Annotated in this window: 20 protein-coding genes; 14 read left to right on the forward strand and 6 right to left on the reverse strand. The window is 72.1% G+C overall.

Annotation, left to right across the window (positions count from 1 at the left end; all coding sequences use genetic code 11):
* The first annotated feature begins 81 nt into the window (after positions 1–81).
* On the forward strand, positions 82–1,443 hold the full coding sequence (hisD, locus tag ACIGQF_RS20255; protein ID WP_399711861.1) for a histidinol dehydrogenase: 1,362 nt from the start codon (positions 82–84) through the stop codon (positions 1,441–1,443).
* A 66-nt stretch (positions 1,444–1,509) separates the two neighbouring features.
* Positions 1,510–2,967 (forward strand): amino acid permease, encoded by a 1,458-nt coding sequence (locus ACIGQF_RS20260; RefSeq protein WP_399711863.1) that lies wholly within the window; start codon positions 1,510–1,512, stop codon positions 2,965–2,967.
* A gap of 20 nt (positions 2,968–2,987) precedes the next feature.
* Here the strand turns inward: ACIGQF_RS20260 and ACIGQF_RS20265 are convergent, their stop codons facing one another.
* Positions 2,988–3,986, reverse strand: a complete 999-nt coding sequence (locus ACIGQF_RS20265) for a LacI family DNA-binding transcriptional regulator (protein ID WP_399711865.1) — start codon at positions 3,984–3,986, stop codon at positions 2,988–2,990.
* A gap of 224 nt (positions 3,987–4,210) precedes the next feature.
* Between ACIGQF_RS20265 and ACIGQF_RS20270 the strand changes: the two genes are divergently transcribed.
* The 6 genes from ACIGQF_RS20270 (at position 4,211) to ACIGQF_RS20295 (ending at position 10,487) form a co-directional block, all read left to right on the forward strand.
* The gene (locus ACIGQF_RS20270; RefSeq protein WP_399711867.1) at positions 4,211–5,347 is read left to right on the forward strand and encodes a cupin domain-containing protein; all 1,137 of its coding nucleotides are present in this window, start codon (positions 4,211–4,213) and stop codon (positions 5,345–5,347) included.
* Complete coding sequence (locus ACIGQF_RS20275) at positions 5,347–6,120, forward strand: alpha/beta fold hydrolase (protein WP_399711870.1); 774 nt, start codon at positions 5,347–5,349, stop codon at positions 6,118–6,120. The genes ACIGQF_RS20270 and ACIGQF_RS20275 overlap by 1 nt, the downstream gene beginning before the upstream one ends.
* Positions 6,121–6,307: 187 nt before the next feature.
* Positions 6,308–7,081: an SDR family NAD(P)-dependent oxidoreductase gene (locus ACIGQF_RS20280; protein ID WP_399711872.1), complete on the forward strand. Its 774-nt coding sequence runs from the start codon at positions 6,308–6,310 to the stop codon at positions 7,079–7,081.
* On the forward strand, positions 7,078–7,881 hold the full coding sequence (locus tag ACIGQF_RS20285; protein WP_399711874.1) for an HpcH/HpaI aldolase/citrate lyase family protein: 804 nt from the start codon (positions 7,078–7,080) through the stop codon (positions 7,879–7,881). Before ACIGQF_RS20280 ends, ACIGQF_RS20285 begins: the two co-directional genes overlap by 4 nt.
* Positions 7,882–8,025: 144 nt before the next feature.
* Entirely contained in the window at positions 8,026–9,372 is a 1,347-nt protein-coding gene (locus ACIGQF_RS20290; protein WP_399711876.1) for an MFS transporter, read from the forward strand.
* A 116-nt stretch (positions 9,373–9,488) separates the two neighbouring features.
* Positions 9,489–10,487 (forward strand): ester cyclase, encoded by a 999-nt coding sequence (locus ACIGQF_RS20295; RefSeq protein WP_399711878.1) that lies wholly within the window; start codon positions 9,489–9,491, stop codon positions 10,485–10,487.
* Between the two features lie 109 nt (positions 10,488–10,596).
* On the opposite strand, the gene ACIGQF_RS20300 is transcribed toward ACIGQF_RS20295, so the two are convergent.
* The gene (locus ACIGQF_RS20300) at positions 10,597–11,313 is read right to left on the reverse strand and encodes a response regulator (RefSeq protein WP_399711880.1); all 717 of its coding nucleotides are present in this window, start codon (positions 11,311–11,313) and stop codon (positions 10,597–10,599) included.
* A 75-nt stretch (positions 11,314–11,388) separates the two neighbouring features.
* Between ACIGQF_RS20300 and ACIGQF_RS20305 the strand changes: the two genes are divergently transcribed.
* Both ACIGQF_RS20305 and ACIGQF_RS20310 read left to right on the forward strand, forming a co-directional pair.
* The gene (locus ACIGQF_RS20305) at positions 11,389–11,925 is read left to right on the forward strand and encodes a VOC family protein (protein ID WP_399711883.1); all 537 of its coding nucleotides are present in this window, start codon (positions 11,389–11,391) and stop codon (positions 11,923–11,925) included.
* Positions 11,918–12,721 (forward strand): MerR family transcriptional regulator, encoded by an 804-nt coding sequence (locus tag ACIGQF_RS20310; protein WP_399711885.1) that lies wholly within the window; start codon positions 11,918–11,920, stop codon positions 12,719–12,721. The genes ACIGQF_RS20305 and ACIGQF_RS20310 overlap by 8 nt, the downstream gene beginning before the upstream one ends.
* Before the next feature lie 15 nt (positions 12,722–12,736).
* On the opposite strand, the gene ACIGQF_RS20315 is transcribed toward ACIGQF_RS20310, so the two are convergent.
* Positions 12,737–13,927 carry a sensor histidine kinase gene (locus tag ACIGQF_RS20315; protein WP_399711887.1) on the reverse strand — a complete coding sequence of 397 codons (1,191 nt, stop codon included), beginning with the start codon at positions 13,925–13,927 and terminating at the stop codon, positions 12,737–12,739.
* Between the two features lie 219 nt (positions 13,928–14,146).
* Between ACIGQF_RS20315 and ACIGQF_RS20320 the strand changes: the two genes are divergently transcribed.
* Positions 14,147–14,896 (forward strand): ABC transporter ATP-binding protein, encoded by a 750-nt coding sequence (locus ACIGQF_RS20320; protein WP_399711889.1) that lies wholly within the window; start codon positions 14,147–14,149, stop codon positions 14,894–14,896.
* 108 nt (positions 14,897–15,004) lie between these two features.
* Positions 15,005–17,536, forward strand: a complete 2,532-nt coding sequence (locus tag ACIGQF_RS20325; RefSeq protein WP_399711891.1) for an ABC transporter permease — start codon at positions 15,005–15,007, stop codon at positions 17,534–17,536.
* Between the two features lie 35 nt (positions 17,537–17,571).
* Here the strand turns inward: ACIGQF_RS20325 and ACIGQF_RS20330 are convergent, their stop codons facing one another.
* From ACIGQF_RS20330 to ACIGQF_RS20340, 3 genes are all read right to left on the reverse strand, one after another.
* Complete coding sequence (locus ACIGQF_RS20330) at positions 17,572–17,943, reverse strand: hypothetical protein (RefSeq protein ID WP_399711893.1); 372 nt, start codon at positions 17,941–17,943, stop codon at positions 17,572–17,574.
* A gap of 336 nt (positions 17,944–18,279) precedes the next feature.
* Positions 18,280–21,237, reverse strand: a complete 2,958-nt coding sequence (locus ACIGQF_RS20335; protein ID WP_399711895.1) for an FAD-binding and (Fe-S)-binding domain-containing protein — start codon at positions 21,235–21,237, stop codon at positions 18,280–18,282.
* An 85-nt stretch (positions 21,238–21,322) separates the two neighbouring features.
* Positions 21,323–22,489: a pyridoxal-phosphate-dependent aminotransferase family protein gene (locus tag ACIGQF_RS20340; protein WP_399711897.1), complete on the reverse strand. Its 1,167-nt coding sequence runs from the start codon at positions 22,487–22,489 to the stop codon at positions 21,323–21,325.
* A gap of 98 nt (positions 22,490–22,587) precedes the next feature.
* Here ACIGQF_RS20340 and ACIGQF_RS20345 point away from each other — a divergent pair, with 98 nt between their 5' ends.
* Both ACIGQF_RS20345 and ACIGQF_RS20350 read left to right on the forward strand, forming a co-directional pair.
* Positions 22,588–23,349, forward strand: a complete 762-nt coding sequence (locus ACIGQF_RS20345; RefSeq protein ID WP_399711899.1) for an IclR family transcriptional regulator — start codon at positions 22,588–22,590, stop codon at positions 23,347–23,349.
* Between the two features lie 223 nt (positions 23,350–23,572).
* Complete coding sequence (locus ACIGQF_RS20350) at positions 23,573–24,970, forward strand: SLC13 family permease (protein ID WP_399711901.1); 1,398 nt, start codon at positions 23,573–23,575, stop codon at positions 24,968–24,970.
* Positions 24,971–24,978 lie beyond the last annotated feature (8 nt).

The raw sequence follows: 24,978 nt of genomic DNA on the forward strand, positions 1-24,978 counted from the left end.
AAGAGCCATAGGGTAAACCTGTGGGAAGCCCAGGAATCACTCCTCTAGTCCTGTGACACAGCCGCGTCTACCGTCCCTGACATGCAGATCACGCACGACGAAGCGCAAGCACTCGCCCCGTTCCAGTGGCTCAAGAAGCCGGCCGTCGACGGCCCTCCCGCGCAGCGCGACCCCAAGGTCGTCGAGCGCGTCTCGGAGATGCTCTCCACCATCGAGCGCAAGGGCCTCGACGCCGTACGCGCCTACGCCGAGGAGCTCGACGGCTGGTCCGGGGAGCTGGAGATCGGCGCCGAGGAGCTGAAGAAGTCCGGCGACGCGCTCCCGCCCGACGTCCGCACCGCGCTCGAAATGGGCTACGAGCGGACGAACCGCTTCGCCACCGCTCAGCGCGAGCACCTGACCGACTTCGAGATCGAGCTCGCCCCCGGAGTGCGGGGCGGCCAGCGTTACGTCCCCGTCACCCGGGTCGGCGCCTACCTCCCGGCCGGCCGCTTCCCCCTGCTGGCCAGCGCCTTCATGACGGTCGGCGTGGCGAAGGCCGCCGGAGTACCCACCGTCGTGGCGTGCACCCCGCCCTCGGGCGAGCACGGTGCCCACCCCGCCGTGCTGTACGGCGCGTACCTCTCGCAGGCCGACCGGGTCTTCGCGGTCGGCGGCGTGCAGGCCCTGGGCGCGATGGCCTTCGGGCTGCTCGGCGAGGCCCCCGTCGACATGCTCGTCGGCGCCGGCAACGCCTTCGTCACCGAGGCCAAGCGGCAGCTCTTCGGGCAGGTCGGCATCGACCTGCTGGCCGGCCCCTCCGAGGTCGCCGCCATCGCGGACGACACCGCCGACCCGGCGTGGGTCGCCGCCGACCTGCTCGGCCAGGCCGAGCACGGGCCGAACTCGCCGGCCGCGCTGATCACCACCTCCGAGGAACTGGGCCGCAAGGTCATCGCCGAGATCGACCGGCAGCTCGAAACCCTCACCACCCGGGAGATCGCCGGCGCCGCCTGGCGCGATTACGGCTCCGTCATCGTCGTACGCAACGCCGACGAGGCCGTCGCCGTCTCCGACATCCTCGGCCCCGAGCACCTGGAGATCCAGACCGAGGACGACGACTTCTACCTCCGCAACCTGACCAACTACGGTTCGCTCTTCATCGGCCCCTGGAGCACGGTGGCGTACTCCGACAAGGGCATCGCCGGCACCAACCACGTCCTGCCGACCGGCAAGACGGCCCGCTACAACGCCGGGCTCTCGGTCTCCCGCTTCCTCAAGCCGCTGACCTACCAGCGGGCCGCCAAGGAGGGCACGGCAGCGCTGGCCCCGGCCGTCGAGCGGATCTCCGCCTTCGAGGGGCTGGCAGCGCACGGCGCCACCGCCACCCTGCGCATCGACGAGATCGGCCGGCACTCGGGTGCCTTCGACTCCGTCCCGGAGGCCCTGCGCGAGCAGCTGTAGCCTCGTCCGCCCCGCCTCCGCGGCAACCGGGAGGCGGGGCCCGTCACACTCCCCGAGGACCACCCCATGCCACACGAGTCACCCGTCCCACCGCCGTCCGGCGAACCCGGCAGAGCAGAACTCACCCAGGGGCTCAAGGGCCGCCAGATCACCATGATCTCCATCGGCGGGGTGATCGGAGCCGGCCTGTTCGTCGGTTCGTCCACCGCCGTCGCCACCGCCGGCCCCGCCGTCATCCTCGCGTTCCTGGCCGCCGCCGCGCTGGTGGTCCTGGTCATGCAGATGCTCGGCGAGATGGCCGTCGCCAACCCCGACACCGGCTCCTTCTCCACCTACGCCGACCGGGCGCTGGGGCGCTGGGCGGGATTCTCCATCGGCTGGCTCTACTGGTGGTTCTACGTCCTCGTCATCCCCATCGAGGCCATCGCCGCGGGCGAGGTCCTCGGCGGCATGGCCGGGGTGCCGGCCTGGATCCCCACCTTCGCGGTCATCGCCGTACTGGCGGGCACCAACCTGCTCGCCGTCCGGAACTACGGTGAGTTCGAGTACTGGTTCGCGCTGCTGAAGGTCATCGCGATCGTGGGCTTCCTGGTCCTCGGCCTCCTCGCGGTCTTCGGCGTGCTGCCCGGCTCCGGCACCAGCGGGGTGTCGAACCTCTGGAGCAACGGCGGATTCGCGCCCAAGGGCGGCATCGCCGTCCTCGCCGCCCTCCTCACCGCGATGTTCAGTTTCCAGGGCAGCGAGATCGTCACCATCGCCGCCGCCGAGTCGGAGGAACCGAAGAAGAACATCAAGAAGGCCATCAAGGCCGTCGTCTGGCGGCTCGGCCTCTTCTACATCGGGTCGATCTTCCTCGTGGTCAGCCTGGTGCCCTGGAATGCCGACGGGCTGGCCGCCGGCTCCTACCAGGCCGTCCTGGAGCGCATGAACGTCCCGGGCGCTCGCCAGATCATGGACGTGGTGGTCGTCATCGCGGTGTGCAGCTGCCTGAACTCGGCCATCTACACCGCCTCCCGCATGGCCTTCTCCCTCGCCAGGCGGAAGGACGCCCCGGCGGCCTTCGCGACGGTCTCGCGCGGTGGCGTGCCCCGCAACGCGGTCGCCGCCTCCACCGTCGTCGGCATCGTCGCGGTGACCGCCAACTACCTCGTGCCGCAGGTCTTCACGTATCTGCTGGCGTCCAGCGGCGCGATCGCCCTGATGATGTACCTGGTCATCGCGGTCACCCAGTACGCCACCCGGCGCCGGCAGGAGGAGCCCGCCGAGGTGCGGATGTGGCTCTTCCCGTACCTCACCGTGGCGACCATCGTGTTCATCGCGGGAGTGCTGGTGCTCATGGCGGTTCTGCCCGGGCACCGCCTGGAACTGTGGCTCTCGTTCGGCCTCGCCGCGGTCCTCGTCACCATGGGCATGCGGCTCCAGCGCAAGTACGGCAGCGGCACCGGCCACAACGACGGTGCGGGACCGCCGGACGACGGTGCCCACGACCCGGCCGCCCGGCACGGGACCGCGCAGCGGCGCTGACCGGCGATCCGGCGAGCGGTTCAGTGCAGGCGCGCGTGGGTCGCCCGGGGGACGAATTCGGTCGGCAGGACGAGGCGTTCACCGGCCGGGTCGGCCTCCCCGGCGATCCGGCGCACCAGCAGACGTGCCGCCTGGCGGGCCAGTTCCCGCAGGTCGTGGCGGACCGTGGTCAGGCGGAACACCTCCCAGTCCGCCATCGGGAGGTCGTCGAAGCCGATCACCGTCAGGTCGTCCGGCACCCGCAGCCCGGCCGCGATGGCCGCGTTCAGCACGCCGATGGCGACCACGTCGTTGCCGCAGAAGACGGCGGTGGGCGGCTCGTCGGCGTCCAGCAGCCGGGGGAGCGCTTCGTACCCCGTCGCGTACTCGAAGGCCCCGCGGACGACCCGGCTGTCCGGCAGGCCCAGGCCCGCTTCGGCCAGCGCCAGGCGGAAGCCGAGCTCGCGGTCCCGGCCGGTGGTCGTGTTGGGCGAGCCGAAGATGCCGGCGATGCGGCGGTGGCCCAGCTCGGTGAGGACGCCGGCGACGAGCCGGCCGCCGCCCTCGTTGTCCACGACGGACGCGTAGCCGCCCGGCTGTCCGGTGTCGCGGTTGAGGAACACATACGGGATGTCGCGGCGGTCCAGCTGGGCCGGCAGCCGGGACTCGGTGGTCGCGGTCGCCAGGACCACCCCGTCCAGGGACTGGTCCAGGAGCTTCTCGCCCGCCACCGCCTCGTCGGACCGCTCGGTGATCAGCATCATGCGGTAGCCGAGGGCCTGGAGCTCGTCGTGCAGCGGGGCGACGACATGCGGGTAGAACGGGTTCGTCAGATCGGTGACGATCACCCCGATGCGGCGCGTGGCGCGGGTGGACAGGGTGCGTCCTGCCTCGCTGGGGAAGTAGTTCAGCGCCTGCGCGGCCTGCCGGACCTTCTCGCGGGTGGCCGCGGAGACCCGGTGGTCGTCACGGAGCGCACGGGACACCGTGGCCTGCGAGACGCCCGCCAGCCTCGCCACATCGTGACTCGTGATCGCCACCCGAACTCATCCCCTCGCCCTGTTCCGCCGCACTGTCCGCACGGCCATGAGTATACGTATGTATCCACGGTGCGGGTGGCGGCCCTCAGGTCCGGCCTCGTGGTCCGACCCGATCAAGCATACGTCTGCAATCGATCTTCGCCGACCTCTTGACAGTGCAGGAGGCGTGACTGTCAGATCAATGCATACGTATTCCACGGGGAATTCCGAGAGAAGGAGCGACCGTGAACGACGCCGTCGTGACCACCGAAGAACTGGATCGCCGCACGATCCGCCGCAGCGACTTCGTCTCCTGCAACCAGGCCTTCATCGACTGCCGTACGCCGGGCTCGGACCGGAAGGAGAACTACGCGATGATCGGGCCCGGGGTCTCGCAGTCCTCCGGGCAGCACGTCAACCTCCGCCTGCCGCACGGCTTCCAGATCGGCGCCGCGGCCATGCCGAACGGCATCACCAACAACCTCCACCTGCACTACACCGCCGAGGTTTTCGTCTGCACCGAGGGCGAGTACCTGCTGCGCTGGGGCGCCGACGGCACCGAGGGTGAACTGACCCTCAAGGCCGGCGACGTGGCATCCGTCCCCACCTGGATCTTCCGCGGCTTCACCAACACCGGACCGGACGACGGCTGGATGTTCACCGTGCTCGGCATGGACAACACCGGCGGCATCATCTGGGGCCCCTCGGTGCTGCGCGAGGCGGAGGGCCACGGCCTGTACCTCACGGCCGACAACAAGCTCATCGACACGGTCGCCGGCGACGAGGTGCCCGCCGACACCGAGCTGACCAAGCCGATGGCGCAGGAGTACATCGACCGGCTGCGCAGCTACAGCCCCGAGCAGATGAAGCGGCGCATCGCGGCCTCCGACGAACTGGTCTGGTCCGACCGCCCCTTCCTCGACAGCACACTGCCCGGCGGCGGGGCGCGGCTGAGCTGCGTCATCGGCTACGGCATGACCGAGGACCTGCATCAGGAACCCCGGATCCACAACCCGCACGGCCACAACGCCGCCTGGCTGCGCGCCGAGCCCGGCCAGGGCGTCTCGCTGCACCGCCAGCAGGAGACCCAGACGCTGATCGTCAAGGACGGGCTCTGGGAGGTCACACTGAACCGCACCGACCCGGTCTCCGTACGTCTGGGGCCGCGCGACATCCTCTCCGTCCCCGAGGGCGCCTGGCGCACCTTCCGGAACGCGGGGGAGTCGGAGGGCGACGTCCTGATCGTCAACGGCGGGGACGCCCGGGTGCGCCTGGAGTGGGACGAGGAGGTCGTCAAGGCCGCGGCCGACGCCGGTCTCGGCGTCGACCACAACGGCTACGTCGCCCCGTACGCACTGCTGCCCCGCTCCGCGCGCCGCTGATGTCCACCGCACTTCCGGACGGGGCGCCCGGCGCGCTGCCGCTCGTGGTGGTGCCCGGCATGCTGTGCGACCACGGCCTCTGGTCCGGCGTGGCGTTCCCCGAGCACCACCAGGTCCGGCATGTCGCACTGACCAGGCCGGACATCGGCCGGCAGGCGGAAGAGGTGCTGTCGGCGGTACCCGGCCCCTTCGTCCTCGTGGGGCTCAGCCTCGGGGCGATCGTCGGCTTCGAGGTACTGCGCCGGGCGCCCGAGCGGGTCGCGGGATTCTGCGCGATGTCGACGAACGCGGGGGCGCCGCGCCCCGAGCAGTACGCCGCCTGGCGCGCCATGGACGGGCTGATCGCCGAGGGCCGTTTCGAGGAGGCCGTGGCGCAGACGCTGCCCGGCATGTTCGATGTGCCCTCCCCGCCGCCCGAACTGGCCGCCCGCTACCGGGACATGGCGTACCGGGTCGGCCCCGACACCGCCCGCGCCCAGCTCGCCGCCCAGGCCACCCGCGCGGACGCGCACGACACACTGCGCACTGCTCGCTGCCCCGTGACCGTCCTGTACGGCACGCGGGACGCGCTGTGCCCGCCGGACTTCCACCGCGCGATCGCCGACGCCGTACCGGACGCCCGGCTGACCGCGGTCCCCGGCGCCGGCCACCTGCTGCCGGTCCAGCAGCCGGAGCCCGTCACCACCGCGCTGCGCGCCCTGGTCGCGGCCGCGGAAGGGGCCCGGCCGGCGCTCCGTACGACCGGCGGGGCCGGGGCTTACCGGCCCGCGTGACCTGCGGGTTCGCTCGTCGCGCTGCCCATCACCCGAACACTCACCACCCACGCGCCCCACCACGTCACCGCTTTCGACACCCCCGCCGAGGAGAGTCCGTCATGCTCCGATGTCCACCACCCACCGAACCCACCGGAGAGGCATGCGTCCACAACGGCATGCCGCGACGCACCACCGGAGGTGCCGCATGACGGCCGGGACGGGACCACTGGCCGGGCGTACCGCACTCGTCAGTGGTGGCGGCAGCGGCCTGGGAGCCGCCATCACACAGGCCCTGCTGGCGGACGGCGCGCGGGTGGTGATCACCGGCCGCAACGAGCGCGCCCTGAAAGAGACCGCCGCGCGGCTCGGCCCCGGTGTCTTCCCCCGCGTCTGCGACGTGTCCGACCCGTCCGAGGTGGCCGCGCTCGCCGACAGCCTCGCCGCTGAGGAGATCTCGGTACTCGTCAACAACGCCGGCATCGCGGGGCCGGTGGCCCCGCTGACCGAGATCCGGGCGGACGACTGGGACGAGGTCTTCGCGGTCAACGTCCGCGGTGTGTTCCTGATGTGCCGCGCCTTCCTGCCCGCCATGACGGCGCGCGGCGCGGGCGACGTCATCAACATCGCCTCGGTGTCGGGGAAGCGGCCACTGTTGCGCCGCACCCCCTACTGCGCGTCGAAGATGGCGGTCATCGGCCTCACCACGACGCTGGCGGGCGAGGTGGGCCCGCAGGGCGTCACGGTGAACTCGCTCTCGCCCGGCCCCGTCTCCGGCCCTCGGATGGCGCGCAACTTCCGGCTGGAGGCGGAGCGGACCGGCAGCAGCTACGAGGAGGCCGAAGCGGCCTTCGTGTCCCGCTCGGCGCTCGGCCGGATGGTCACCGAGGAAGAGGTGGGCGCTGCCGTGACGGCGATGCTGCGAATGCCGGGCCTGTGCGGTGCCGACATCGACCTGTCAGCGGGGATGGTGGCGCGATGACGGAGGCGACGGAGGGGCGCCCGGCACCGCGGCCGCGTCCCACGCTCAAACAGCGGCTGGCCGCGGGGGAGCGGCTGTACGGCGCGCTGTTCCGGCTGCCGTCGGAGACGCTGGTGGAGATGGCGGGGGTGGCCGGCCTCGACTACGTGGTCATCGACTGCGAGCACGGCCCGGCCGACACGACGGCGCTCCAGCACCATCTGACCGCGGCCGCGGCGCAGGGCATCGACGTACTCGTCCGGGTCGGTTCCGCCGAGCCCGCGCTCGCCCTGCGCTGCCTGGATCTGGGGGCGGCCGGCATCATCCATCCGCACATCGACAGCGCGGCGGACGCCCGGCGGGCGGTGGCCGGGGACCGCTATCCACCGCTGGGGGAGCGAGGGTTCGCCACGTACAGCAGGGCCGGCCGTTTTGGCACGGTCACCGCGGCCGAGCATCTGGCGGCGGCGGAAGAGACCCTGGTCGTGGCGATGATCGAGACGGCGCGTGCCTGTGCGGCGGCCCCGGAGATCGTGGCTACGGAAGGCGTCGACGCGGTCCTGGTCGGCCCCGCCGACCTGGCCGTGGACTGCGGCTTCCCGCCGAAGGAGACCCTCGACGGGCTCATCGCCGATACGTACCGGGCGGCGCACGAAACCGGTACCGCGGTCATGTCCATCGTGCCCGGCACCGCCGCCGCCAGGGCCGCCGAGCGGGCCGGCGCGCGGCTGGTGCTCTACAACGCGACGCAGGTCCTGATGGACACCTTCCGGACCCTCACCGCGCCCGGTGCCGAGGCAGCCGGAGAAGACGGCCGCTGACCGCGTCGCACCTCTTGACGCTCCCCACCGCCCTCTCTAGTGTCGGCGCATCGCATTTCATACGTATGCACATCGCGTACGCGCACCCCCTCACCCCCCCCTGTGAATCCCCTCTGACTCCCCCATCGCGCGAACGGAGAAGCCATGTCCGCTGTAGCGCCACCCACAGCTGTCGACGGCACGCAGACCGCCGACCCCGAGAAGCGGAAGGCGATACGCCGGGCCATCGGCGCGGGCAGTATCGGCAATTTCGTGGAACAGTTCGACTACGGGCTCTACGGCTACCTGGCCCCGATCCTCGCCCCCTCCTTCTTCCCGGCGAGCAACCCCACCGTCGCGGTGCTCAGCACCTACGCGGTCATCGCGATCGCGTGCCTGTTCCGCCCCCTCGGCGGCAGCCTGGTCGGCCGCTGGGGTGACCGGGTGGGCCGCAAGAAGACACTGCTGTGGACCATCGTGGTCATGGGCGTGTCCACCGCCATGATCGGTGCGCTGCCGACGTACCATCAGATCGGGCTCGTCGCGCCGCTGCTCCTCCTGGTGATCCGCATCGTCCAGGGCATGGTCTCCGGCGGCGAGTACGTCGGTGCGGTGGCCTTCGTCGTGGAGTGGGCCGAACCCCGCCGGCGCGCCTACTACGCGTCGTACGCCTCGAACAGCTGCTTCTTCGGCATCCTCGCGGGGGCCGGCACCGCGGCGCTGACCAGCGCGGTGTTCCAGGGGGACGCGCTCGACTCCTACGGCTGGCGCATCCCGTTCCTGCTCGCCCTGCCGCTCAGCGCGGTCGGCGTCTGGCTGCGGAAGCGCATCGAGGAGACCCCCGAGTTCGTCCGCGCCACCGCGGACGGCGCCCAGGTCGTCAAGGCGCCGATCCGCGAGGCGCTCCGGTCCCAGCTACGGCCGATCCTCGTCTACTGCGGTGTCTCGATCATGCTGGCGATCCTGTCGTACAGCTGGGTCACCTTCTATCCCGAGTACCTGACGGGGACGCTGGGGCTGCCCCGCTGGATGGCGCTGGCGTCCAACGCGATCTCGGTCGCGGTCCTCATCCCGCTGCTGCCGCTCGCCGGTATCCTCTCGGACCGGATCGGCCGCAAACCGATGCTGATCATGGGTGCCGTCGCCTGCATCGGGCTGGTGCCGCTCGCCTTCTACGTCGGCGAGCGGGCCACCTTCGGCGCCGCGATCGCCAGCCAACTCATCTATATCGTCCCGGAGTTCTTCCTGACCGGCATCGTGACGGTCTGCCTCGCGGAACTCTTCGCGACCCGTACCAGGTTCAGTGCCGGCGCAATGGCGTACAACGCCTCGTTCTCCATCTTCATGGGCATCACGCCCTTCGTGGCGACGCTCCTGGTCTCCTCCTTCGGCACGATCTACGCCGTGTGGGTCTACCTCGCCGCGGCCGCGGTGCTGGCCCTCGTCGTGGTGACCTCCTTCATGACGGAGACGTACCGGAGCCACCTGGGTGCGGACAAGTTCGCGCGCTGAGCGCCATCGCTCGTGCGGTCCGACGCACCGTCAGGGACCGCGTCAAGCGCCCTGATCCGAACCACTCGACCGCCCCTCACATGCATACGCATTCATCACCGGAAAGGAACACCACCATGGCACTGGATCCCGTCGCCTACCGCCCCTACGAGGACCCCGACGACTTCATCCGCGAGGTCACCGACCGCATCTGGGTCGGCCGCGACATCTCCTACATCGTGGACAACTACGAGCCGGACTCGATCGTCCACACGAGCCTCGGCACCGTCGTCGGCCGCGACGGGGTGATCGAGGGCAGCACGATGCGCATGGGCAGCACGCCGCAGCACATCGGCCAGGCCGAGGACGTGGTGTGGGAGGCCCGCGGGGACGACGCCTTCCTCAGCTCGCACCTGGTCTTCTCCGCCGACGAGCACCTCGTCGACGGCAAGAACGTCCGGATCCGCAAGCGCACCATCCCCAACTGCCTCTACCGCAGGGGCCGGATGGTCGAGGAGTGGGTCGTCCGCGACGAACTCGCCGACTGCCTCCAGTGCGGCCAGGACCCGGACGAGGCGGCCCGCGCCCTGCGCTTCCAGGGCTGGACCGGCTCGATGCTCGACGCGCCGCCGAAGGACGTCCTCGCCGAGGGCGTCAGCGGGCCGCGCCCGGACGACTACCGGCCCGAGTGCGAGATGGTCCTCGAATTCATCGACGAGGTGTGGACCCAGCGCCGGCTGCAGAAGGTCAACGACTTCATGGCGCGGGACCTCTTCCTGCACACGATCGGCGACCGGACCGTCATCCGTCCCGAGCGCTACCAGCGTGACCTGCTGGCCATGGTCGGGCCGTTCCCCGACGCGCGCTTCGAGGTGCGGGACGTGCAGACCAACTACGCCGAGCGGTACGCGGGGCTGCGGGTGGCCGTCATGTGGACGATGCAGGGGACCTACCGCGGCAACCCCGAGTTCGGCCCGCTGACGGGCAGGCCGGTCACCGTGCTGGGCATGTCCCAGTTCCTGATCCAGGGCGGCCGGATCGTGAAGGAGGTCCGGGTCTACGACGAGATCGCGCTCCGGGCGCAGATCAACAGCACCCGCAGCGAAGGCGCGGGCGTCGACGCCAACATCTACTGATTTCTCGGCAGGCTGATCCCTCGACGGACCGAGGCCTCTCCGGCAGGATGCGAAAGGGCCCGGACTCTCTCAGAGTCCGGGCCCTTCCTGTCGGTGGCTCTCCGCGGCGTCACGGTACGTCCGCGCCCCTGTCGTCGCAGAGGCCGTTCTCCCAGCTCCAGGCGGCGATCTCGACGCGGTTGCGGGCGGCGAGCTTGCGCTGGACGTTGCCGAGGTGCGTCTTGACGGTGGAGAGGGTCACATACAGTTCGGCGGCGATCTCGTCGTTGGTGCGGCCGCGCGCGACGAGGCGTACGACGTCCCGCTCCCGCTCCGTCAGCGGTTCGGACGGTGCGGTGGTCCGGGGCGCGGCTCCCGCACGGGAACGGGCCGTGGTGCGGGGCGGCTCCGGCGGTGCCATGTGCCGGAGCAGCCGGACGGTGATGGTGGGGGAGATCAGGGAATTGCCCTTGGCCGCCGCCCGGACGGCCTCGGTGAGCAGGGCGGGGGAGCCGTCCTTGAGGAGGAATCCGCAGGCGCCGTTGCGCAGTGCCCGGTACACGTACTCGTCGAGGTCGAAGGTGGTGGCGATGAGGACGTGCAGGGGATCGGGGACGTCGGGCCCCGCCAGCAGCCGGGTGGCTTCCAGGCCGTCGAGCTCCGGCATGCGGATGTCGAGGAGGCAGACGTCCGGGCGGAGCGAGCGGGCCAGCTCCACCGCGGCAGCACCGTCCGCGGCCTCCGCCACGACCTGCATGTCCGGCTGGGAGTCCAGGATCATGCGGTAGGCGGACCGGATCATCTCCTGGTCGTCGGCAATGAGCACCCGGATCGTCATGCCGCCCATGATGACAGCCCTCGGCGGCGGGATTCTCCGACCCGGCTTGACCCTCACGTCGCGTGAGGCCGGAGAGTCGGGTGCATGAGCGACTACTACAACGCGTTCGAGATGAGCCCCGTGCCCACTCCCGGCCCGGACGCCGTTCCGCCGGAGCCGTTCCGCGGCATCTACGGCATGCCCGCGTTCCCGACGATCCCCACGAGCGACCTGGCGGCGTCGGTGGACTTCTGGACCCGCGGGCTCGGCTTCTTCGAGCTGTTCAGCATCCCCGGCCAGGTGGTGCATCTGCGCCGGTGGGCGTTCCAGGACGTACTCCTCGTCCCGGCGGCGAGCGTTCCGGAGCAGGCACCGGCGGTGAGCTTCAGTTTCGCGTGCGTGCTCAGTCAGGTCGATTCCCTTGTCGAGGCCTGTCGCGCACTGCGCCCGGACTCGGTCGACGGTCCGCGGGACACCCCCTGGAACACCCGCGATGTGGCGGTGACCACCCCCGAGAACGTACGGATCGTGTTCACCGCGGCGAAGCCCTTCGATCCGGCCGGCCAGGAGGCACGAGACCTTGCGGCCGTCGGGATCGCTCCACCGGGCGCCGGCCGCGGCGACAATGAGAAGCATGGATGATGCCACTGAGGCCGATGGCCTGACCGTCGGTCAGGTCTCGGCGCGGCTGGGCGTGACAGTCCGCGCGCTGCACCACTGGGACGAGATCGGTCTGGCGCGGCCGTCGCTGCGTACGGCTGCCGGATACCGGCTCTACACCGCCGGCGACCTGGAACGCCTGCACCGCATCGTCGTCCACCGCGAGCTCGGTCTCGGCCTGGACCGCATTCGGACCGTCCTGGACGGCTCGGCGGCGGACGTGCCCGGCGCACTGCGCGCGCAGCGCACCCAGGTCGCGGAACGGATCGACCGTCTCCAGCAGCTCGGTGCCGGACTGGACCGGATGATCGACGCCCACGAACGCGGTCTGCTGCTCACCGCCGAGCAGCAGGCCGCGATCTTCGGCCCCCAGTGGAACCCGGACTGGCCGGCTCAGGCCCGTCAGCGCTATGGAGACACTGCGCAGTGGCGGCAGTACGCCGAACGCTCGGCCTCGCGCGGCCCGGAGGAATGGCGGACCATCGCCGATACCGTTGCCGACTTCGAACGCACCCTCGGGGAGGCGATGGACGCCGGCGTCGCACCCGGCAGCCCGGAAGCGCATCGACTCGTCGAGCGGCACCGCGAGGTCTTTGCCTCCTACTTTCCCCTCACCCGGCGGATGCAGGTCTGTCTCGGCCGCATGTATGAGGCCGATCCGGGATTCGCCGCCCACTACGACGGCATCCGCGCCGGCCTTGCCACGTGGTTCCGGCACCTCGTCGACGCCAGTGCGCGCGCCCACGGCATCGACCCCGACACCGCGACCTGGGAGTAGCGCGACGGGGCACCCCTAGCGGCGTTCGGCCCCCAGCGGCAGGTCCGCGACGACCCGCCAGCCGCCGCCCGCCCCCGGCCCGGCGGTGAAGTGCCCGCCGGCTCCTTCGATCCGTTCGGCCAGGCCGAGCAGGCCGTAGCCGCCGTCGCCCCGCGTGCGGTGGCCCGGCCGGGCCGCCCGTCCGTCATCGGCCACGGTGACCTCCAGGCGGCCCGCGTCATCGGTGCTCAGCCGTACGTCGACGGTGACGCGGCCGACGTCGACGCCGTGCTTGCGGATGTTGGTCAGGCTCTCCCGGACCAGCCCGTGCACCGCCGTGGTGACAGCGGGCGGCAGCGTACGGTCCGCCAGCCGCGGGTCGAGGGTCAGCTCCGCCGGCGGGCCGGTCCGGGCGAAGTCCGCGACGAGCGGGCGGATCCGGGCCAGGGTGCCGCCGGGCCGGGTGTCGGCCGCGTCCGCCGAAGTGCGCAGGACGGAGACGATGCCCCGCATCGACTCCATCGCCTCGGAGCCCGCCTCCTCGATCCGGCCGAGCATGGTGTCCAGCTCGGCGGGGGCCGGCGCGTGCCCGGAGGCGGTGGCGAACCGTACGGCCTTGGTCTGCGCGACGATCGCGGTGATGTGGTGGGCCACGAAGTCGTGCAGCTCCCGGGCGTACTCCAGACGCTGATCCTGCCGGTCGGCCAGCCGCTCGCGCTCCCGCAGGGTGTCGAGCACGCGCAGGTACAGGCCCAGGACGACCGCCAGCGCCGCGCCGAGCAGGACGAACGGGGCGACGAAGGTGCCTGCCGTGTGCCATTCGGTGTCCGGCATCCGCAGCAGCAGGAGACCGGCGGCGCACGCCGCGGCGGGGACGAGCACCACGGCGCGCAGCAGGGGAAGCAGCCGGACGGCGCGGGCGATGAGCAGCAGCAGCGCGCACAGCTCGACCATGCCCGGCGTGTTCTCCGGACGGTGCGTCAGCTGCGTGGTGACCACGGTGAGGACGGCCGAAGCGGTCACCGCGACGGCCGCCGCGAGCGGAAAGCGGGCCGGCCGTACGACAAGGGCCGCCACGCACAGCGCGCCGGTCAGCACGGTGGCCACCGCGGTGGGCACGAAGCCGGTGTTCGCCCCCTCGGCGACGAGCAGGGCGAGCACGGCGGCAGCAGCCAGGAGGAGCAGGGCCTGCTGGAGTACGGAGCGGTTCCGGAACGTGCGGATCATGTCCTCGACGTTACGGCGCCCGGGCGCCGCCGGCCTCGGCCTTTCGGCCGACCCGGACGGACCGCACACCCCGCGGGCTCGGCAATACGGCTGATCCGCCGGGTGCGGGCGGCGCCGGATGATCGGATCGCGGGCCGATTCCGGTCCGCGCATCCCTGCCGGGGCACGGCCTCGGTCCCGCGACGCCGTGCCCCGATCGACCCACTGGAGCGTTCTCCCATGCAGCTGAGCCCTGCCACGGCCGCCGTGGCCACCGCGGCCGGCCTGACCAGGATCTACGGAAGCGATGACACCCGCGTCGTGGCGCTGGACGCCGTCTCGGTGGAGTTCCGGCGGGAGCAGTTCACCGCGATCATGGGACCGTCCGGCTCCGGGAAGTCCACGCTCATGCACTGCATGGCCGGCCTGGACACGATCTCGCACGGTTCGGCGCGGATCGGCACCACCGAACTGGGCACGCTGAAGGACAAGGAGCTCACCCGGTTGCGCCGCGAGCGGATCGGCTTCGTCTTCCAGGCGTTCAACCTGCTGCCGACGCTCACCGCCCTGGAGAACATCACACTGCCCCTCAGCATCGCCGGCCGTCGCCCCGACCGGTCGTGGCTGGAGCACATCATCAGCACCGTCGGGCTCGGCGCCCGGCTCGACCACCGGCCGAACCAGCTCTCCGGCGGCCAGCAGCAGCGCGTCGCGGTGGCCCGCGCCCTGGCAGCGCGGCCCGAGATCGTCTTCGCCGACGAGCCGACCGGCAACCTCGACTCGCGGTCCGGCGCCGAGGTGCTCGGCCTGCTGCGCGGCTCCGTACGGGAGCTGGGCCAGAGCGTCGTGATGGTCACCCACGATCCGATCGCCGCCTCGTACGCGGACCGGGTGGTCTTCCTCGCCGACGGCCGCATCGTCGACGAACTGGCGCGCCCGGACGCCGACTCGGTGCTGGAACGCATGAAGGCGCTCGACCACGCCGGCTGACCGCCCGCCGGTCACAACCCGGCCGTACGCCGACCCGCCGTCCGGTCACCGGCCGCCCGGTCGCACCGCCCCGACCCGCCCGTCCGTACTCGTCCGAAGGCCCTCCTCATGCTCCGCACCGCACTGCGCTCCTTGTGCGCCCACCGGCGCCGCTTCCTGCTGCCCGCCCTGGCTGTCCTGCTGGGGGTGGCGTTCACCTCCGGCGCCCTCCTCTACACCCAGTCCGTGCGTACGGTGCTGACGCAGGCGCGGACCGCGGCCCAGCCCGACGCGTCCGTGACCGTCCAGCCGGACCCCTCCCCAGAGGACACCGGCAAGGCCACGGCACCGGCGCTCGACGAGCGGCTGCTGAAGCGGCTGCGCGCACTCCCGGACGCGGCCGCCGCCCGCGGCACGGCGGAAGGCACCGCCTTCGTCGTCGGCCCCGACGGCGAACTGGTCGGCCCCCGGCAGACGGCGGGCGGCGCCAACTTCGTTGCCGTGCGCGGCGGCAGCGATCCGCGCTATCCGCTCACCGCCGGCCGCGGTCCCCGCACGGCGGGCGAGATCGCCCTGGACGAGTCCACGGCCCGCCGGGCCGGCCACCGCGTCGGCGACGACGTACGCATCGTCGTACGCGGCGGGGCTCGAACCGAGCGGCTGGTCGGCATCGTCACCGCCCACGACCCCCGGCTGGTCTCCGGCGGCACCCTCACCCTCTTCGACACCGGCACCGCACAGCGGTGGTTCGCCCCCGCGCCGGACGCCTACACCGCACTCACCCTCACCGCACGCGACGGCACCTCCGAGCAGCGGCTCGCCCGCGAGGCCGCGGCGGTGCTGCCGGACGGGCTGCGTGCCGTCACCCGGCAGGACCTGAACGCCGAGCAGGAGGCGGCGTCGGGTGGTGACGAGGACAAGCTGACCGGCATCCTGCTGAGCTTCGGCGCCATCGCGCTGCTGGTCGCCACCTTCCTCGTCGCCAACACCTTCACGATGCTCAGCGCGGCCCGCGCCCGCGAACACGCACTGCTGCGCGCGGTCGGCGCGTCCCGCCGTTACGTGCTCCGCCTGGTCCTGACCGAGGCGCTGCTGATCGGCACCCTCGCCGCGGTCCTCGGCCACCTCCTCGGCATCGGTGTGGCGACCGTACTGGGCCGCCTGTTCGGCGCCACCGACGGGCCCGGCGCCCCGCTCCAGGTCCTCGCGCCGCTTCCGCCGGCCGCCGCCTTCGGGGTCGGCATCGTGGTCACCCTGCTCGCCGCGTACGTACCGGCCCGCCGCGCCGCCGCCGTACCGCCCGTCGCGGCGCTGCGCGGCGGCGAGCCGCCCACCCCGGCCTCCCTCCGCCGACGCCACCTGGCCGGCGCGGCCGTCACCGTCCTGGGAGTGCTGCTGGTCGTCGCGGCATCCGGCACCGAGGACCTGAGCTTCGTCACGGTCGCCGGCGCGGTTCTGCTGCTCGGCCTGATCATCCTCACGCCCGCCGTCACGCTCGGTGTGACCGGCCTGATCCGCCGCCCCCTGACCCGGCTCACCGGCATCCACGGCACGCTCGCCGTCGAGAACGCCCGCCGCAACCCGCGCCGCACGGCCGCCACCGCGGCGATGCTGATGATCAGCCTCGCGCTGATCAGCGCCGTCACCGTGGCGGCCGCCTCGCTCAGCAACGCCTCCGCCGCGGAGGCCGAGCATGCCATGGTCGCCGACCTGCGGGTGACACCCGTCGACTTCGCCGAGCTGGACACCGGCGCCGCGGCGCGGATCGCCCGGCTGAAGGACGCCGCCGCGGTCACACCCACCGTCTCCGCGTACCTGGAACTGCCCGGCGGGGACTACCTGGACGCGACCGCCGTCGATCCCCGCACGGTCGAGAAAGCCACACGACTCACCGTCCTCGCAGGCTCGTTGGACCGGCTCGGTAGCGGTATCGCCGTCACGCGGGAGGAGGCGCGGGCGCACGGCTGGCACCTGGGCTCCCGGATCACCGGCACCGTCGAAGGCACCGGCGAGAAGATCGGGCTGCCGGTCGTCGCGCTCTACGACGGCCCCGGTGCGCTCGCTCCCGCCCTCCTGCCCCTCGGCGCCCTGCATGTCCCCACCGACCCCGCCGTACAGGGCCCGCGTACCGAATCCGTACTCGTCAAGGCGGCACCCGGACGCACCGCCGCCCTCCGCGAGGACATCCGCGCGACCCTGGACAACCCGGCCCTGCTCGTCCAGGACCGTGCCGAGGCCGGACGCGAGGCGGTACGCCCGTTCATCCCGCTCCTCAACATCGTGTACGCACTGATGAGCCTGGCCGTGCTGATCGGCTCCCTCGGCGTGGTCAACACCATGGCCATGGCCGTCTTCGAACGCGTCCGGGAGATCGGCACCCTGCGCGCCATCGGCCTCGAACGCGGCCGGGTCGCCGCCGTCCTGCGCCTCGAATCGCTCCTGATCTCCCTGCTCGGCGCCGCGCTCGGCATGCTGTCGGGCACCGCGATCGGGCTCGCCGCCGTGGCCGGGCAGGAAGGCGCCCCGTTCGTCCTGCCCTGGGGGCGGCTCGCCCTCTCCTTCGCGCTCGCCGCCGCCGTCGGCGTCCTGGCCGCCGCCTGGCCCGCCCGGCAGGCCGCCCGCGTGCCCGTACTGCGTGCCGTCCAGACGGATACCGAATGAGCCGGACGAGGCGGCGGAGGGAGCGCCGCTGACGCTCAGACCCCGGGCCCGTCACCAGGGCTCGGGGGCCTCCGGGGAGTCCACCACTCGACGAGCGCCCACTCCCCGAGCCCGAGTACGGCCACGGCCGCGAGCGCCGCGAGCCAGGGCCGCCCCAGCCAACGGTGGGCCGGCGCCCAGACCAGCAGTGGCAGCAGGGCGCCGCCGAGCAGGACGAGCGGCAGGTCGATAAAGAGCACGGCCGGGTCATGGGATTCGCCCTCGAATCCGCCGTGCACACTGACCGCGGCGTGCGGCGCCCACACCAGCGCCGCCGTCGCCGCACCGAGGGCGGCGAGGGAGCATCCGGCGCAGCCGGCGGCGTCCGAAGGGCCGCCCGTGCTCCGTATCCGTGATTTTCCGCTCATGCCGGCCACAGACGCGGGGACGGGGTGCGCGGTTCCCCCCGGGCCGCGTGCCGAAGCCGGATGCACCGTCAGCCGGCGGTCGTTGCAGGGGTGTTCTTCTTACGGGCCCGGTAGGCGTCGGCCGCGGTGCCCGTACCCAGCCCGGGGGACTTGCTGAACGTACGCCGGTCGATCATGCGCAGTCCTTCGCGTGTTCGATGAGTTGACCTGATGCGTGAGCCGGATGCCGGGATCGAACGACGGTTCGCGACGTCACCGCTCTTGCCGTGCGCCATGACTCTGGCTCGCGGCGCGTCACCGGTCGAGCCGGTGAGGCAAGCGGAGCGGAAGTGGGAGTCAGGCGTCCGGGGCCAGCGCCTCCCGGACCAGCTGGACCGGGTGCCAGGCCGTGCGTTCCGTGCCGTGGAAGATCTGCTGGCGGCAGGAGACGCCGGTGGCGACGACGACCGTGGCGGTGGGTTCCGCGGTGATGGCGGGGAAGAGGCGGTCGCTGCCGACGGTCATGGAGAGGTCGTAGTGCTCCGACTCGAAGCCGAAGGAGCCGGCCATGCCGCAGCAGCCGGCGTCCAGTTCGGCGACCTCGACGCCCGGGATGCGCGACAGCAGCGCGACCGTCGCGGCCGTCCCGACCTCCGCCTTCTGGTGGCAGTGCCCGTGGTACAGGAGCTTCCGCCCGCGCAGCCAGGAGTCGGCGCGCAGCCGCAGCCGGCCGTCGTCCAGCGCCTCGGTCAGCAACTCCTCCACCTGGCGGACGCGCCGCGCGACGTCCTGGACGGCCGTGTCGTCGGGGAGCAGCGCGCGGTGCTCGTCCCGCAGCGTCATGACGCAGGAGGGCTCGCAGCCGACCACGGGCGATCCGGGCGGCGCTGACCGGGCGATCCGGTGGGCGAGGTCTTTTGCCTTGTCGCGTGCGTCGTCGAGCAGTCCCTTGGAGAGGCTGCACCGGCCGCAGCAGCCGCCGCTCTCCAGCCGGACGTCCCAGCCCGCGCGTTCCAGGAGTTCGATGGCGGCCCGGCCGATCTCCGGCTCGGTGTAGGAGGTGAAGGAGTCGGCCAGCCAGGTCACCGTCCCCGCGGGCCGCGTGCCCGCCGCCACGGTACGCCCACGGAACCAGCGCACCAGGTTCCGCCGTGCGAAGCGGGGCAGCGGCCGGGCCGGTGCGATGCCGAGCCGGCGGTCCAGCAGCCGGCGCAGCACCCCGGTGCGGCCGGGCAGGTTGGACAGCGGTGCGGTGGCCGAACCGAGCCGGTTGAGGAAGCGGATCGCGCCGAACACACGGGAGCGCGGCGGTACGCCGTGCAGGTCGTGGTGGTGGGAGAGCGCCTCGGCCTTGAGCGAGGCCATGTCCACGCCGAGCGGGCACTCGCTCTTGCACGCCTTGCACATCAGGCACAGGTCGAGCACCTCGTGCAGCCGCTCGTCGCCCAGCGCGCGCTTCGGGTCGGGTTCGGACAGCGCCTTCACCAGGGCGCCGGCGCGCCCGCGGGTGGAGTCCTCCTCGTTCCGCGTCGCCATGTACGAGGGGCACATCGCCCCGGAGTCCGCCTTGCGGCACAGGCCGATGTTCATGCAGCGGTCGGCCGCGCCCCGCATGCCGCCGACCACCTCGAAGTCCAGCCGGGTGCGGAGAGCGGGCGCGGGCGGCAGCGCCGGGTCGCGGAGGTGGTCGGTGAGGGCCGGGGCGTCCACGATCTTCCCCGGGTTCATCCGGTTCTCCGGATCGAAGATGCCCTTCACCCGGCGCATCGCCTCGTACAGGTCCGGGCCGAACAGCTCCCGGTTGAACTCGCTGCGTGCCAGGCCGTCGCCGTGCTCGCTGGAGTTGACTCCGCCGTACTCGGCGACGAGGTCCTTGACCTCCTCGGCTACGGCCCGCATCGTCCGCTGCTGGTGGGGGTCGGTGAGGTCGAGGAACGGGCGGACGTGCAGACAGCCGACCGAACAGTGGCCGTAGAAGCCCGCCGTCAGCCCGTGCCGGTCCAGTACCGCCTTGAACCGGCGGGTGTAGTCCGCCAGATGTGCCGGGTCGACGGCGGTGTCCTCGACGAAGGCCAGCGGCCGTTTGGTGCCTTCGCTCGCCGCCATCAGCAGGCCCAGGCTCGACTTGCGGACCTTCAGCAGCGCGGACTGCTCCGCCGGGGTGACCGCCTGGAGCGTGTGGTAGCCGTGGCCGTGCCGGTCCCACAGCGCGGCCAGCCGCTTCAGCTGCCCGCGCAGTTCGGCCTCGTCGTCGCCGGTGAAGGAGACGAACAGCAGCGCTTCCGGATCGCCGTGCAGGATGGTGCCGAGCGAGGCGTACTCGATCTTCTGCCGGGACAGGTCGAGGATCGTCCGGTCCATCAGTTCCACCGCGGCCGGGTCGCAGGCCAGCGCGTCCTCGGTGGCGCCGATGGCCCCGGCCACGGAGGTGAAGTGGCCGACGGCGATGACGGTGTGCGCCGGTTTGGGGACGAGGTCGACGAGGGCCCGGGTGACGACGACGAGGGTGCCTTCGGAACCGACGACGAACTTCGCCAGGTCGAACGGGGCGTCCTCGCGGGCCAGCCGGTCGAGGCGGTAGCCGCCCGCGCGGCGCCAGAAGCGCGGGAATCCCTCCTCGATGGCGTCGGCGTTCTCCCGTACGAGGGCGGGGAGTTCGCGGTAGAGGCGGCCTTCGAGCGTGGCGGCTTCGGCGCGCCGCCGGCGTTCCTCCTCCGTCACCGGGCCGAGGCGGGCGGTCGTCGCGTCGGACAGCACCACGTCCAGGGCGCGGATGTGGTCGATGGTCATGCCGTAGCGCAGGGAGCCGCTGCCGGCCGAGTTGTTGCCGGCCATCCCGCCGATGGTGGCGCGGTTGCTGGTGGAGGTGTCCGGGCCGAACATCAGGCCGTGCGGCGCGGCGGCGCGGTTCAGCTGGTCCTGGACCACGCCCGGCTCCACCAGCGCCGTACGGGCCTCGGGATCCAGCTCCAGGATGCGGTTCATGTGCCGGGACAGGTCGAGGACCAGCCCGGGGCCGGTGGTCTGGCCGGCCAGGCTGGTGCCCGCCCCGCGCGGCAGCAGCGGTACGCCGTGCTCCGCCGCGGCCGCCACCGCGGCCCGTACGTCGTCCGCGTGCCGTGGGAACACCACCCCGAGCGGCGTGATCGCGTACATGCTCGCGTCCCGCGAGAACAGGTGGCGGGTGTACTCGTCGAACCGCACCTCCCCGTCGAGGTCCGCCCGCAGCCGCCGCTCCAGATCGCGGGCGTGACCGGCGGGCGCATCGGTGGCCGCGGTCCGGGGAGCGGGGGTGCCGTCGCTGATCGCTGTCATGGGGGCGACTCCAAGTGACCGAGTAGGACGGGCAGTTGGTACTGGGCGAGCGGATTGGTGCGGCCGCAGGCGGGTCCGCTCCGGGTCACGCCGCGCGCAGATGCGCCAGCGCGTCGAGGGTGCCGGCCGGGTCGACGGGTACGCCCGCGAGTTCCAGGCCCATCTGGACGCCCGCGAGCGTGCCCGCCAGCGTCAGGTCGTTGAAGTGGCCCAGGTGGCCGATGCGGAAGACCCGTCCGGCGAGCCGGCCGAGACCCGTACCGAGCGACATGTCGAAGCGTTCGAGGATGACCTTGCGTACGGCGTCGGCGTCGTGGCCGTCGGGGAGCAGTACGGCGGTGAGCGAAGCGGAGTGTTCGCGCTGGTCGGCGCAGAGCACTTCGAGGCCCCAGCCGCGGACGGCCGCCCGGGTCGCCGCGGCGTGCCGCTGGTGGCGGGCGAAGACGGCCGGCAGCCCTTCGTCGGCGAGCATACGCAGCGCCTCGTCGAGGCCGTAGAGGAGATTGGTGGCCGGGGTGTACGGGAAATGGCCCCGCTCGTTCGCCTCGATGACGGGGGCCCAGTCGAGGTACGCCCTGGGCAGCCGGGCGGTGCGCGCGGCGTCGAGGGCCTTGCCGCTGACGGCGTTGAAGGCCAGGCCCGGCGGGAGCATCAGGCCCTTCTGCGAGCCGGCGACGGTGACGTCGACCCCCCACTCGTCGTGGCGGTAGTCGATCGACCCGAGGGAGGAGATGGTGTCCACCAGCAGCAGGGCCGGGTGGTCCGCCGCGTCCATGGCCGTGCGGATGTCGGCCACCCGGCTGGTCACGCCGGTGGAGGTCTCGTTGTGTACGACGCAGACGGCCTTGATGCGGTGTGCGGTGTCGGCGGCCAGCCGGTCGGCGAGCGTCTCGGGGCTCGCGCCGTGGCGCCAGTCGCCGGGGACGAAGTCCACCTCCAGCCCCAGCCGGAGGGCCATCTCCCGCCAGAGGGTGGCGAAGTGGCCGGTCTCGAAGCACAACACCCGGTCGCCGGGGCTGAGGGTGTTGACCAGGGCGGCCTCCCAGGCGCCGGTGCCGGAGGACGGGTAGATCACCACCGGTCCCGTCGTGCCGAAGACCGGCTTGAGAGCCGGCAGCAGACGGTGCGTCAGCTCGGCGAACTCCGGGCCGCGGTGGTCGATGGTGGGTGCCGCCATGGCGCGGAGCACCTGATCGGGGACGTTGGTGGGGCCGGGGATCTGCAGGAAGTGGCGGCCGGTGCGGGAGGTCATACGGTCAACTCCCCTTCCACGCTTGTGCCGTGAGACGGCACGGCGTATCGTCTTGTGGCACGCGGAGCATAGGTGTGGTCCGTGGAGGGAGTCAACGGGTGCAGAACGTCCTCAACGCACTGCGGGCGCTGGAGGAGATCGCCGCCCGGCAGCCGGTCGGCGTCGCGGATCTCGCCCGGGCCATGGAGCTGCCCAAGAGCACCGCGCAGCGCACGCTCACGACGCTGCGCACCGCGGGCTGGATCAGGCCCGCGGCGGGCACGCCGACCCGCTGGGTCCTCACCACCAAGGCATTGCTGGTCGGGCGGCGGGCGGCCGGTGAACTCGGCCTGCGGGACGTGGCCGTACCGGTGATGGAGGAGCTGCGCCGCCGCACCGACGAGACGGTCCACCTGGCCGTTCCCGAGGGGGAGCGGATCATCCTGATCGAGCGGCTGGAGACGAGCCAGCCGGTCCGGATCATCCTGCCGCTGGGCCAGAACCTCCCCGCGCACGCCTCCGCCAACGGCAAGGCCGTCCTCGCCGCGCGCTCCGACGACGCCGTGGAGCGTTACCTCGCCGAAGGGCTCGCCGGCTATACCGGTACGACGATCACCGATCCGGCCCGGCTGCGCGCCGAGATCGAGGGGATCCGGCGGCACGGCTACGCCACGAACGGCGGGGAATGGCGCGCGGACGTCTCGGCGGTGGCCGCGGCGGTACGGAACGACGACGGTGTCCCGGTCGCGAGCATCAGTGTGAACGTGCCGACGAGCCGGATGGCCGCCACGTCCGAGGAGGAACTCGGTGCGCTGGTCGCCGCGGCGGCGAAGGAGGTCGAAGCCGCGCTCGGTCAACTCCCGGGCGGGCGCCGGGGCTGAGGGGTTCGTACGGAACCTCTTGACGCGGTGTGGCGCCGCTCACATACTCGCCCCGGATTGGAATAAATGTTCCGCCATGCGGAACATCTTTGGCGTGCGCGGACGCGCTCCGACGACGCCTGCCGCCGTGGCGGGCAGCCCGTCGGCACGGCCTGCCCCGTGACATGAAGGGGAGTCGCGTGCGCCTCTCCTCATGACCGTCGACCGAAGGCGAGGCAGCCTCGTGTCAGATCACGTCATCTCCATCATCGCGCTGGTGGTGGTGTTCGCCGTCGCCACCCTCACCTCCGTACACATGGGCGCCCTCGCCATCGTGGCCGCCTTCGTGGTGGGTACGGCCGTCGCGGGCGAGACCGCGGACGACATCTTCGGCGGCTTCCCCGGCGACCTGTTCGTCGTCCTCGTCGGCGTCACCTTCCTCTTCGCCATCGCCAGGAACAACGGCACCGTCGACTGGCTCATCCACACCGCGACCCGTGCCGTCCGAGGCCGCATCGCACTGATCCCCTGGGTGATGTTCCTGGTCACCGCGGTGCTGACCGGGGTCGGCGCGGTCGTCCCGGCAGCCGTCGGCGTCGTGGCCCCCATCGCCATCGGATTCGCCACCCGCTACCGCATCAGCCCCGTCCTCATGGGCCTGTTCGTCATCAACGGCGGCAGCGCGGGCGGCTTCTCCCCGATCAGCATCTTCGGCAGCATCACCAACGGCGTCGTCGCCCGCAACCATCTCCCGGGCGACCCCGTGCTGCTGTTCGTCGCCTCCTTCCTCTTCAACGCCGTGCTCAGCGTCCTCGCCTTCTTCCTCTTCGGCGGACGCAAACTGATCGGGCAGCGGGCCCAGGACGTCACCACCGGCGACCCCGGCACACCCGCAGCCGACGACGACCGGCCGACGGGCGGTACGGGAGCCCCGACCCGACCGGCCGCGTACCCCAGCGGCGGCACCGCTGCGACCCTCGCACCCGCGACCGCGCCCGCCGCGACCGGATCGGACGGCAGCCCGCTCGCCGCCGCGCCCGTCACCCTCGACCGGATGCGCGCCCTCACCCTCCTCGGTCTGCTCTGCCTCGTCGTCGGCGCGCTCTTCTTCGACCTCGACGTCGGCCTGATGGCGCTCACCGTGACCGTCGTCCTCGCCCTCTTCTCACCGAGCGCCGCCAAGGGCGCGGTCGACCGCTGCGCCTGGTCCACCGTTCTCCTGGTCTGCGGCATCGTGACCTACGTCAGCCTGATGGAGCGCATGGGCACCATCACCTGGCTGGGCGACAGCGTCGCCTCGGTGCAGGCCCCGCTGCTGGGCGCGTTGCTGATCTGCTTCATCGGCAGTGTGGTCTCCGCCTTCGCCTCCACCACCGGCATCCTCGGCGCGCTGATCCCGCTGGCCGTGCCGTTCCTCCTCGGCGGGCACGTCGGCGCGGTCGGCATGATCACCGCGCTGGCGATCTCGGCGTCCGTGGTGGACTCCTCACCGTTCTCCACCAGCGGCGCCCTGGTCACCGCGGCCGCCCCCGAACCCGTCCGGGACCAGGTCTTCCGGCGGCTCATGGCCTGGGGGATGAGCATGACGGTGGTCGCACCGCTGGCCACCTGGGCGGTTTTCGTCGTACCGGGATGGCTCTGAGGGTGCGC

This window comes from Streptomyces sp. NPDC053560 (assembly GCF_044544605.1).
Taxonomy (GTDB): Bacteria; Actinomycetota; Actinomycetes; order Streptomycetales; family Streptomycetaceae; genus Streptomyces.